The sequence below is a fragment of the Mariniflexile fucanivorans genome (assembly GCF_004341235.1).
Classification (GTDB): domain Bacteria; phylum Bacteroidota; class Bacteroidia; order Flavobacteriales; family Flavobacteriaceae; genus Mariniflexile; species Mariniflexile fucanivorans.
On sequence record NZ_SLUP01000002.1, the window covers coordinates 736,131 to 748,682 of the forward strand.

Below are 12,552 nucleotides of genomic sequence, written 5' to 3' on the forward strand. Positions count from 1 at the left end.
CATGACAGAACAGGATATTGAAAGAGGAAGAAACAACGCCATTATTAGTTACATAACAATTATTGGTGTTATCATCGCTTATTATTTGAATAACGTAGAAGATACCCACAGTGAATTTGCCAGTTTTCACATTAGGCAATCGCTTGGGTTATGGCTTACTTTTTTTGCTCTTGGGTATATGGTTGGTATTTTTGATAGTTGGTTAATTACCTCTTCATTTTACCTGTTTTTTGCTGTTCTTTTTATTTTCGGATTTACAAATGCATTAACCAAAAAAACACAACCCGTACCACTAGTTGGTGAACTATACCAAAATATATTTTCAAACTTAGGAAAATAACTATGACAAATCCATCGCTTTCTTTATACCATATTACTAGAAAATCTACTTTAAACGAAAATGCCCCCTTGCTTATTATGATGCACGGTTATGGTAGTGATGAAAATGATTTATTTTCATTTTCGTCAGAATTACCCGAAGAACTTTTCATCATTTCGGTTCGTGCCCCTTACCCCATGCAACCTTACGGAAACGCTTGGTATGCTATTAATTTTGATCAGGAACAAGGCAAATGGAACGATAACGAGCAAGCTAAAGAATCGCTTGATTTAATTGCAAAATTTATTGATGAAGCTATTGCGGAATATCCCGTAAACAAAAATAATGTAACGCTTTTAGGCTTTAGCCAAGGAAGTATTTTAGGTTATGGAGTCGCACTAACCTATCCTGAAAAAATTAAGAATATTATTGCGTTAAGTGGCTATATAAATAAAGATATTTTACCTGACGACATCAAAACAAAAGATTATTCGAATCTAGATTTCTACTGTTCGCATGGTAGCGTAGATCAAGTGATTCCTGTAGAATGGGCACGCCAAACAGCACCGTTTTTAAATAGCTTAAATATTAAAAACAAATATGCAGAATTCCCAGTAGGACACGGTGTTGCGCCTCAAAATTTTTATGAATTTAGGAAATGGTTAGTCGAGCGTATTTAGTTTATTTTAAATACACAACACATAAATTTATATTGTATTCTTAATACCAGAAACACAGATCCTTATTTATAAAACTTCTTCATTTCTGTTTTCATAAAATCATTCCTTAACATATTACCAAAGACCAAAATTAAAAAAACAATGAACTCTAATACGCAAAATACACACCTTCTAGCATCAAAAAAATTAATAGGTTCTGTAATATCCATAGGAAAAGATTGTGCTACCGTTAAATTAACAATTACGAACGATATGATTGTTGACACTTACAATCTTTCGCATGGTAGTTTTGTTTTTGGACTCGCAGATTATGCGGCCATGGTTGCCGTAAATAAACCAACTGTAGTTTTAGGAAAAGCAACTACAAAATTTTTAAAACCAGTTGTTTTAAATGATGAAGTAACTGCAGTTGCAACTTTAAGCGACAATTCAAATGGAAAAAAAGTTATTGTGACCGTAGATGTGAAAAATCAAAAAAACGAATTGGTTTTTGAAGGTGAATTTGTTTGTTTTATTTTAGAAAAACACATTTTAGAAGACTAATTTAAAAATAGTTTAGATCGTAATATTTCTAAACTTGAAAAATGAGACTAAAAAAGTAACAAGTTTCAACTTTTTCAGAAAAACCGAATATATTAAACGAACAAAAAAAGCTTAGAATTCAAAAATTCTAAGCTTTTTTAATTTTATAAATATTTTTAATAAAACCTACCTAGAATAATTAGGCGACTCTTTAGTAATAGTAACATCGTGCGGGTGACTTTCGTTAATACCACTGGCAGTAATTTTTACAAATTGTCCTGTTTCTTTTAAGGTAGCTATATCTTTTGCACCACAGTAGCCCATACCGGCACGTAAACCTCCAACAAATTGATGAATACTTTCAAATAAATCACCTTTGTAAGGCACTCGCCCCACAATACCTTCAGGTACTAATTTTTTAATATCGTCTTCAACATCTTGAAAATAACGGTCTTTACTGCCTTCTTTCATAGCTTCCACAGAACCCATACCTCGATACGATTTAAATTTTCGTCCTTCGTAAATAATAGTTTCTCCTGGCGATTCTTTAGTCCCTGCCAAAAGCGATCCTAACATGACCGTATCTGCACCTGCTGCAATGGCTTTAGGGATATCGCCCGTATAGCGAATACCACCATCTGCAATCACTGGAACTCCTGTACCTTTAATGGCTGCAGCAACTTCCAATACCGCAGAAAATTGAGGAAAACCAACACCTGCCACTACACGTGTGGTACAAATAGAACCTGGACCGATACCTACTTTTACAGCATCGGCACCTGCTTCTACCAAATATTTTGCAGCTGCTCCTGTTGCAATATTACCAACAATAACATCCAACTCTGGAAATTTTGTTTTTATTTCTTTTAAAACAGCTACGACTCCTTTGGTGTGTCCATGTGCGGTATCAATTACCACCGCATCAACACCTGCATTTACTAAGGCTTCTGCTCTATCAACAGCATCACCTGTAACACCAATTGCTGCGGCAACACGTAAACGACCGTATTGGTCTTTATTAGCCATGGGTTTTAGCTTAAGTTTGGTGATATCTCTAAAAGTTATTAACCCAGATAGTTTATAATTATCATCAACAATTAATAATTTTTCAATTTTATACTCTTGCAAAATAATTTCAGCTTGTTGTAATGACGTACCTACAGCAGCAGTAACCAAGTTTTCGCTAGTCATAACTTCCGTAATAGACCTTGTATTATCATGTTCAAAACGTAAATCGCGGTTGGTTACAATACCTTTTAACGTTCCATCTTCAGCTACAATAGGAATACCACCAATGCCATATTCTGCCATGTAATTTTTAGCATCTTTAACAATGGCTGTAAGCGGCAAAGTTACCGGGTCTATAATCATACCACTTTCGGCACGTTTTACTTTTCTAACTTTTAAAGCCTGCGCTTCAATGGTCATGTTTTTGTGCAATACCCCAATCCCACCTTCTTGTGCCATGGCAATAGCCATTTTACTTTCGGTAACCGTATCCATAGCTGCCGAAATAATAGGCACATTTATGGTGATGTTTTTTGTGAATTTTGTTTGAATATTCACTTCGCGGGGAAGTACTTCAGAATATGCTGGGACTAGTAGAACGTCGTCGTATGTTAAACCTTCTCCTAGAATTTTATTTTGATGTGCAGTCATGATGCAATTATGATTATAATTGCGTGCAAATATACATATTTTTTCTGTTTGAATCGTTTAAAACTTAAGGAATAAAAAATAGTGATTTATAAACCAATGCAAAGCACCCAATGGGTTCAAAATGTATAATTTAACCCTTTCATATTTTAAAAACATGAAAGGGTTATATCTAAAAAAACAATATTTATATTCTAGCGTCCTCTTCCGCCACCGCCTCTGGAACCGCCGCCACGTCTATCTCGGTCGCCTCCTATATTCATTTTCTGTCCAGCAAAACTTCCAAATTTATAGGTAAAGTTGAGCATAAAATACTGTTCTAAAATATTGCTTTCAACATCTTGAATAGACGTTTCTGTTACCGAGCGTCTGTAACCATTATTTTTCCCAAGCATATCGTAACCCACAAGCGTTAAAGTTGCTTTATTGTCCCACAATTCAATACCAAGTCCTGCATTCCAAAAAATAGCATCGCCATCAAATTCATCGCCCACACGACTGTTGTAACGGTATGATACTTTATTGGATAGGAATACATTTTTTATAAAGAACACAGACGATTCAAAATCTACATTCTGAACAAAATATTTGTTATCATTAAACGCATCGGTATCATACTCGCTATTTGTGACTGAATAGCTGTAACTTCCACTAAAATCCAATTTATTATCATAGGAATATTTGAAAGAAAACGATGGTCTTACATTCGTTGTTTTCCCTGTAAATTCAATAGCGTTTTGTATGGATAAGGAGTTTTTATACGAACCATTAATACGTGCATTTAAATTGATATTGGTTTTTTTATTGTAAAATGATTTAGAAATAGCTGCGTTTCCTGAATAAGAATAATCGCCATTTATATTCTCATAAGTTGTGTATCTATTTAAATCTTCGTCTGTAATAGTAGAACTTATGATTTTATCCTGAACAAATTCTGCTCTAAGATTTCCTGTAATATTGATATTGTTGAATGCTAAATTATTTTGATAATCAAAACTTATATTATGGTTAATTTCTGGTTCCAAAAACGGGTTCCCAACACGAATATGGGTTATATCGCTCACATCTTCAACGGGTTGTAACTGGTTTACGGATGGTAAATCGACATTTTGATCATAACGTAAGTTAATGTTTTTGTAACCGTTTTTATCGCGATAACGTATTCTTGTTGAATAGGTTGCATATTCAAAATCGGTTTTAAAATTACGAGCTACCACCAATTCATCTCTATAATTTCTATAGGTATTTGTGTAGCCACCTTCCACTTCAAAACGGAAATCTTTATACTCATAACGTAATCTTAAAGCGGGTCTAATCGTGGTGGTGGAATATCTACTGTCTGAACTTAAAACTTCATTAAAATCATCATAGTCATTAGTAGCTTCATCATAATCATAAATATATTTTTCATTTTTGTTGGAATTGATACTAGCGTTATACCTAGGCATAATTCTAAAATTTGTAAACAGCTCTTTACTCCAAAAAGCACTCAACCTAATATTACTACTATAATTATCTGTATTATTTATTTGGTCTTGAACAATAGTTTCATTTAACCTTTCAATATAATTTTCTGAATATTTTTTACTATCTGAATTCCCTTTACTAAAATCCGTATTTAATTCAATATTTAAATAATCTCTTTTTCCGGTAATGGTTGTAACGCTAAATTCGTTATTTATATCATAACTATCGGATACTGATTCGTTTTCGGAATAATAATTACTCACCAAATCGCCATTAGTACTTTCAGATGTTCTATTGGTAACAGATCCCGATTCAGAATTCTCTACATTCACATCAATTTCATTTGAAATCTGAACTTTGTTATTGGATTGTTTGTTTTTAGGTGCTATAATAAATTTTAAATCCCCACCTAATTTATGACTATCTGAATCATCAAAACTTCTACTTTCAGAATCTGTAATATAATTTAAGTTGGGTAAAAAATACTGAGTAAGGCTTTTTTGATTTCTATCGGTGCTTTGCGCACCATATCTATAATTTCCATTAACACGTGTTTCGTTCCATTTACCCTTAGTGAAATTGGCACCAACAAAATCTGATTCTATATAACCATTACTCGTATCGGTATCTGGAAGTGCATTAAAACCTCTAGACATGTTAATATTATTGGTTCCGCCTATAAGTCCTAACTGTTTTCCATCTATTAACTGAAACACGTTGGCATTGGCTTGGTATTTTTCATCGGTACCATAGCCTACTTTTACATCGCCAAACATGGCCCTGTTTTTTCCTTTTTTTATGGTTAAATTAATTTCTTTAGTACCAGAGTCCGATTCTTCACCTGTAAACTTTTGATTATTAGTTTTATAGTCGGTAACTTGAACCTTGCTAATTACATTACTAGGTAGGTTTTTTAAAGCAATTTCGCCCTTTTTCTCACCAAAAAATTGCATACCATCCACATTAATAGCCTCTACCTCAATACCGTTCATGGTAATGTTACCATCCAAATCTATTTCAATACCTGGCAACTTTTTTAATAAGTCTTCGGCCTTATCGTTTGGTAAGGTTTTAAAACTATCGGCATTATACTCGATAGTATCTCTCTTAATTAAAATTGGTGGTGCTTTACCAATAATAGACACCACATTTAATTCTTCAATTTGGTCTTCCAAAGTAACAATACCCATATTTAATTGCTTTCCAGTAGGCACGGTTATATCTTCTTTGTAAGGTTTATAACCCATATAGGCTATATTGAAAATGGCTTTGGAATCGTTTTCTGTATTTACTTGCAATGAAAACTCGCCGTTTTTATTGGTAATCCCGTAAGCGATGGGGATACTATCTGTTATACTTTGAATATATACGGTTGCACCTTCTAAAACAGTAGCACCTTGATCTTTAACAACACCTTCTAAGTTGAATTTTTGTGCAAATAAGGATGTTGAAAAAAATAAAATTAATACTAATAATGGTAATTTTTTCACAGTTTTTGGTTATTAAGTCTGTTATTTGACTCTTTAACCAAACAAAGGTTTAATGTGGAAACTGTTAAAAAAAACTTAATAAATCATCTTTTTTTTGAAGCAATTGTTTAAGAATAGCAACTGGCAAAACACTAAAAATAAATATTTCTTAATGTATGGTTTCTTGATGTCTTTTTTAGTTGAAAATACAATGATAAAAAAGCGAATGATAAAATGGTATCCATCTTAAAAATGAAGGAATACGTCTTTGTATATTAGAAAGCCTACCCTATTTTGGAATAACTTCCAAATTATTATTCCATATTATGTTTGTTAAACAGGCGTTAAAGTGGGCGTTAAAAAGAGTTAAAGTTGATTTCTTGATTCAATAAATATTTAATTTTAATCGTTAATAATTTAAAACTTAAACGAAAATATATGAAGAAGATATTATCATTAGTACTGGTTTCGGCATTAGGTGGCGCTTTAACACTTGGTGCTTATAAAATTTTTGTAGAGCCAAAAAGTGACTTTACTTTAAATACAACAGCAGACTCTACGTTTTTACCCGCTACAAATGTGAGCAATTTAGCTTTTGAAACTCCCGACTTAACACTTGCCGCGGAAAATACGGTGAATGCGGTTGTTCACGTTAAAAATGTATCGATTAGTTCGGGGCAAATGAGTTTGCAAGATTTATTTTCTGGAAACAGCTCACCTCGTACACAAATGGGAACAGGATCGGGCGTGATTATTAATGCAGATGGTTATATTATTACGAATAACCATGTAATTAATAATTCGGATGAACTAACAGTGACTTTGAACAATAACAAAGCATATAAAGCTGAAATTGTTGGGTCGGATCCTAAAACAGACATTGCGCTGTTAAAAATTAAAGCTGATGAAGATTTACCTTTTGTAACCTTCGCCGATTCTGACCAAGCTAAAATTGGTGAATGGGTGTTGGCAGTTGGCAACCCGTTTAACTTAACATCTACTGTTACCGCAGGTATTATTAGTGCGAAAGCTAGAGATTTATCGGGTACGAGTTCGCAATCGTTTATACAAACAGATGCGGCTGTAAACCCAGGGAATTCGGGAGGTGCACTTGTAAATACCAAAGGTGAATTGATAGGTATTAATACGGCTATTTCTTCGCAAACAGGCTCTTATATTGGGTATTCGTTTGCAGTACCAAGTAATATTGCACGTCGAGTTATCGAAGATATTATGGAATTTGGTAACGTACAGAACGGAATTCTAGGTATTAGCGGAGGCTCGCTGAACAGTGCCTTTTCTGAAAAATTAGGCGTAAACGATACCGAAGGTATTTATGTTGACAGTGTGGTTGAAGAATCGGGTGCCGAAAAAGCAGGCGTTAAAAAAGGTGATATTATAAAGGAAATTGACAATGTAAAAGTATCAAAATTTGCCGATTTAACAGGACATATTGGTGCTAAACGTGTTGGTGACCAAGTGACTTTAAAGGTGTCAAGAGATGGTTCGTTAAAAACTATTAATGTGACTTTAACCCGAAACGAAACCCTAACATTACCACTTGTAGGTCGTGTTAAAAACGCAAAACAAGAAGATTTGAAAAAGTTTAAAGCTTCAAATGGTGTTAAAATTATTGAATTAGACGAAAAATATGCCGAGTACTGGAAAAAGAATGGCATCAATGAAGGCTCTATTATCACGTCAATAAACGATACAAAAATAAACTCTGTTGATGATGTGCAGCAAGCCATGAAAAACAAATCGGATTATGAACCTTTGCGTATTGAACTTATAAATTCAAAAGGAGAAAAAGAGCGTTATAATTTTAGATAAAAACAGCTTTTTTTTATCATTTTTTAAAAGTAGAATATTTTAAAGAATTTAAAAAAATCTAATACGGAGTTTTCACCGTATATAAATTAGCCTCACTTTGTGAGGCTTTTTGTTAAATTTAAACGGTTTATTAACATTTTTTTATAAATTAGTGAACCAAAAAAATCGAAAACCAATCTTAAAAATGAATCTTACCAAAGCTTTAACCCTACTAACACTTTTATTATCCTTAACCGCAATCTCTCAAACAACTGATAGTGATGAGGATAAACTATCATTAAACAGCGGAACCCTTGATAATCAATTTGAATATGTTATAAAAAAATCGAATGGTTGGAACGATGAACGCGGACAATCATATAGAGTTATAAAAACCTATTGGCTAACCGAGTTAAAAGCTCATGTGCTAGATTCATTACAATCTATTAAAAAAGATATAATAGCTACTGAAATAACAGTAAAAGCACAAACGCAAGAAATTGCAGATTTAAAAACCAGACTTACCAACACACAGAATAATTTAGATAAAACCAAGAGCGAAAAAAATAATATGTCGTTGCTTGGAATCCAAATGAGTAAAAGTGGTTACAGCGGACTTATGTGGTCTATAATAGGTGTGCTATTAGCTTTACTTTTGTTTTTCATCTACCAATTTAAAAACAGCAATGCGGTTACTAAAGAAGCAAAACGTGTACTTGCCGATGTGGAAGACGAATTTGAAGAACACCGTAAAACAGCTGTAGAGCGCGAACAAAAAGTACGCCGCCAATTACAAGACGAAATTAACAAGCAAAAAATAATTAAAACCAAAAAATAGGTTTTAAAATAAATAACAACAAAAGTCTGTAATATAATTACAGACTTTTTTTATGAATATTTTTATCATGTAAGAAAAATTAATTAAATTGCTTCGCTTTTGTGATAAAAACATCCATCTTATTAATTATGAGTGTTTTGAATTACATAACTAAAATTAATAGTAAAATGAAAAATCAATTTTTAGTTATTTTTATAACAATCTTAAACACTTATTGCTATTCTCAAATTTCTTTTGATAAAGGATATTACATTAATAATAACAATGAAAAAGTAGAATGTTACATTAAAAATATGGATTGGAAAAACAACCCAGTTGAATTTTTATTTAAACTTTCTGAAAACAACGAACAACAAACAGCCACTCTAAAATCTATCAAAGAATTTGGTATTTACAATTACTCAAAATATATAAGAATTACTGTAAACATAGACAGGTCTAGTAACATATTAGAGAATTTAAGTGTAAACCGAAATCCAGACTTTAACGAAGAAGAACTTTTTTTAAAAGTTTTGATTGAAGGAAAATCAAATCTATATATTTATGAAGATCGAAATTTAGTTCGTTATTTTTATAGTACTGAGTCAAAAAATATTGAACAATTAATTTTTAAAAGATACAATTCCACAAAAAATTTAATAGGGGAAAATAACAGGTTTAAACAACAACTGCTGAATGATTTAAAATGCGAAAGCATAAGAATTAAAGATATTGAAAGTCTTGAGTATAAAAAAGAAGACTTAATGAATTTTTTCACAAAATATAATGAGTGCAACAATTCTGAAATAATCAATTTTGAAGAAAAGCAAAAAAAGGATTTGTTTAATCTAACTATTAGACCTCGTTTAAACAGTTCTTCATTAACAATAAACAACACTGAAAACAATTACAAGAACACTGATTTTGGTAATAAAACCGGATTAGGTTTTGGACTTGAAGCAGAAATTGTTTTACCTTTTAACAAAAATAAATGGAGTATTTTAGTGGAACCAACTTACCAGTATTTTAAATCTGAAAAAGAGTTAGCTACAACAAATGCTAAAGCAGATTATAAATCCATTGAACTTCCAATAGGAATTAGACATTATTTCTTTTTGAATAATAATTCTAAAATTTTTATTAACGCTTTGTATATACTAGACATTAAAGCTAATTCAAAAATTTATTTTAATCCTGGTAGTGATTTAGATATTTCAAGTTCAACAAATAATGCATTTGGTGTAGGCTTTAAACAAAATGGAAAATATAGTTTAGAATTTAGGTACCAAACTACTAGACATATTTTAGGCAACTACAATTACTGGTATTCAGACTACAAAACTTTATCATTAATATTTGGTTATACTATATTCTAAAAAACCATTTAATAACAATCTTAAAAAATCTAAATCCAAATCGTTTTACAATGTCCATCTTTATAGCTATCTCCAAACACTAAGTTCCATAAATTCCTAAACTCAACCTATTTAACTAAAAAATCCCTAAACGAATGTTGATGATTTCAACTCACTATTAAAATACCGTTTAGGTTTAAATATAAATCCATATTCTAAACCCATTAATTCAATTATCTTTGCAATTCTTAAAACAGAACCATGCGCATTGATATTATTACCGTTTTACCAGAATTACTTAAGAGCCCTTTTGAAGCCTCTATTTTAAAACGCGCTATTGAAGCTAATTTGGTTGAAGTCCATTTTCATAATTTACGCGATTACACTTCAGATAAACATAAATCGGTTGATGACACCCAGTTTGGTGGTGGTGCAGGTATGGTGATGATGGTAGAACCTATTGATAAATGTATTACTGCTTTAAAAGAACAACGTAACTACGACGAAATTATATACATGACCCCCGATGGTGAAACCCTTAAACAAGGCATTGCCAACCATTTATCATTAAAAGAAAACATCATTATTTTATGCGGACATTATAAAGGTGTGGACCAACGGGTTCGCGACCATTTTATAACCCGTGAAATTTCTATTGGCGATTATGTACTATCTGGTGGCGAATTAGGAGCTGCCGTACTTTGCGATGCTATTATTAGGTTAATACCTGGTGTTTTAGGTAATGAAACCTCTGCCCTAACCGATTCCTTTCAAGATAATTTACTCGCACCACCCATTTACACCAAACCTCGTGATTATAAAGGCTGGAAAGTACCGGAATTATTATTTAGCGGCAACTTTCCTAAAATTGAAAAGTGGCGTGAAGAACAGGCTTATTTGAGAACTAAAGAACGACGACCGGATTTGTTGGATGATTGATTTTACGTTATAAGTCTCTCGATTATTAGCGGAAATTTAAAAACAATCTGATTGCTTTTATTTCTGACAGAAAAACTTAAAAACTCGTTTTTCTTACAAATAATAAATTATATTTACGGGATAACAGTAACAAGAAACTTACTATATCCTGACTTGTTTACGGGATATAAGTAATAAAGATTACTATATAACACGTTGTAAGCCATTTAAAAAATATCCAGCTAAGAATTAGAATGAACAATTTGAAGGACTTAAATATCGAAAAAGAACTGTTACCATTGTTCGACTATTCTTTAAATATGTTCGCCAAGGAAAAAATTATTGGAATCTTAAAAACTCCTTTAGAATCGACAACCGAAATTGTTGCACGCCAAAATATTTTAAAAGGGTTTACTGCCAACAATGAAATTCTTAAAGACTATTCATATACCGTTTTATACTTGAATGAAGTCCATTATTTTTTAAACGATGACAAAATAGAAGACTTATCACAAAAAAAATTGAAGTATAAATTGTTTGCTTCCAAACAAGAAAAAACTCGATATACAAGTAAGTTCAATCAACTAATACTATTTTTTCATCGCCTAGAATCAAGGTACTTTACACGTCTAAAATTAAATCAATATCCAGAAGAATATGCTACAAAAATTAAAGAAATTTTAATATTTCTATCAAGTTTTGAACTTTTCAAATACGAGCATATTATTCGAGAAAAAAGGTTAAAGGACAAGCACGTAATAGAATTAACAAAAAAAATAAAAACCCTTAAAGAAACAGATTTGATTAAGCCTTTTTGGGAAAATTTATTTCTGTTTGAGGCTTATTTATCAATCAATTTAGGAATTAATAAAAACGGCTTTACATTTCCAAATTTTGACAAAAAACACATTAAATTAAAGGATTTTTATCATCCTCTAATAAATAAACCAGTAAAGAACGATTTTGAGACCGAGAGCAACGTGATTTTATTGAACGGACCGAATATGTCAGGTAAGTCAACTTTTCTCAAAGCTGTTGGGCTCTGCATATATTTTGGACATTTAGGAATCGGAATACCTGCATCTTTTGGGGAAATTCCGTTTTGTAATCACTTTTCAATTGAAATCAATAGACGGGACGATATCCTAAATGGTTATAGTCATTTTATGACAGAAGTAATGAATCTCAAAAGTGTTGTTGAAAACGCTTCAAAAGGAAAACAATGTTTTGCGATTTTCGATGAACTTTTTAGTGGCACAAATTTAGAAGACGCGTTCGAGATTTGCCAAACTACAATAAACGGTCTTAGTAAATTTAAAAATTCTTATTTTTTTATTTCAACTCACATTCAAGAACTGAAAAATGTTTCTAATGAAAAAATATCAAATTATTACATAGATTGTGAACTTATAAAAGACAAACCAACCTTTACTTATAAACTAAAAAAAGGTTGGTCCGACATCAAAGTAGGGCGAATTCTATTCGATAAAGAAGGATTAAATGAATTATTGAACTGAACCAAAACGCAGAAAACGGC

Annotated in this window: 10 protein-coding genes; 8 read left to right on the forward strand and 2 right to left on the reverse strand. The window is 31.8% G+C overall.

Annotated elements, in window-relative coordinates:
• Position 1: 1 nt before the first annotated feature.
• The 3 genes from EV196_RS06560 to EV196_RS06570 all read left to right on the forward strand — a co-directional run bounded on the left by EV196_RS06560 (position 2) and on the right by EV196_RS06570 (position 1,542).
• A complete protein-coding gene (locus EV196_RS06560; protein WP_132216427.1) occupies positions 2-340 on the forward strand; it encodes a hypothetical protein in 339 nt (112 codons plus the stop codon).
• Positions 341-342: 2 nt separating this feature from the next.
• Positions 343-999 carry an alpha/beta hydrolase gene (locus EV196_RS06565; protein ID WP_132216430.1) on the forward strand — a complete coding sequence of 219 codons (657 nt, stop codon included), beginning with the start codon at positions 343-345 and terminating at the stop codon, positions 997-999.
• A gap of 141 nt (positions 1,000-1,140) precedes the next feature.
• The gene (locus EV196_RS06570; RefSeq protein ID WP_132216433.1) at positions 1,141-1,542 is read left to right on the forward strand and encodes a PaaI family thioesterase; all 402 of its coding nucleotides are present in this window, start codon (positions 1,141-1,143) and stop codon (positions 1,540-1,542) included.
• Positions 1,543-1,707: 165 nt separating this feature from the next.
• Here EV196_RS06570 and guaB read toward each other — a convergent pair whose 3' ends face one another.
• Together guaB and EV196_RS06580 are read right to left on the reverse strand one after the other, a co-directional pair.
• Complete coding sequence (gene guaB, locus EV196_RS06575; protein ID WP_132216435.1) at positions 1,708-3,180, reverse strand: IMP dehydrogenase; 1,473 nt, start codon at positions 3,178-3,180, stop codon at positions 1,708-1,710.
• A gap of 191 nt (positions 3,181-3,371) precedes the next feature.
• On the reverse strand, positions 3,372-6,134 hold the full coding sequence (locus EV196_RS06580) for an outer membrane beta-barrel protein (RefSeq protein ID WP_132216437.1): 2,763 nt from the start codon (positions 6,132-6,134) through the stop codon (positions 3,372-3,374).
• Positions 6,135-6,551: 417 nt separating this feature from the next.
• On the opposite strand from EV196_RS06580, the gene EV196_RS06585 reads away from it, so the two are divergent.
• The 5 genes from EV196_RS06585 to EV196_RS06605 all read left to right on the forward strand — a co-directional run bounded on the left by EV196_RS06585 (position 6,552) and on the right by EV196_RS06605 (position 12,532).
• Complete coding sequence (locus EV196_RS06585) at positions 6,552-7,946, forward strand: trypsin-like peptidase domain-containing protein (protein WP_132216439.1); 1,395 nt, start codon at positions 6,552-6,554, stop codon at positions 7,944-7,946.
• A 184-nt stretch (positions 7,947-8,130) separates the two neighbouring features.
• Positions 8,131-8,763: a tRNA (guanine-N1)-methyltransferase gene (locus EV196_RS06590; RefSeq protein WP_132216441.1), complete on the forward strand. Its 633-nt coding sequence runs from the start codon at positions 8,131-8,133 to the stop codon at positions 8,761-8,763.
• 167 nt (positions 8,764-8,930) lie between these two features.
• Positions 8,931-10,118, forward strand: coding sequence for a tRNA modification GTPase (locus tag EV196_RS06595; protein WP_132216443.1), 1,188 nt, complete (start codon positions 8,931-8,933; stop codon positions 10,116-10,118).
• A gap of 240 nt (positions 10,119-10,358) precedes the next feature.
• Complete coding sequence (trmD, locus tag EV196_RS06600; protein WP_132216445.1) at positions 10,359-11,036, forward strand: tRNA (guanosine(37)-N1)-methyltransferase TrmD; 678 nt, start codon at positions 10,359-10,361, stop codon at positions 11,034-11,036.
• A 233-nt stretch (positions 11,037-11,269) separates the two neighbouring features.
• A complete protein-coding gene (locus tag EV196_RS06605; RefSeq protein WP_132216447.1) occupies positions 11,270-12,532 on the forward strand; it encodes a MutS-related protein in 1,263 nt (420 codons plus the stop codon).
• Positions 12,533-12,552 lie beyond the last annotated feature (20 nt).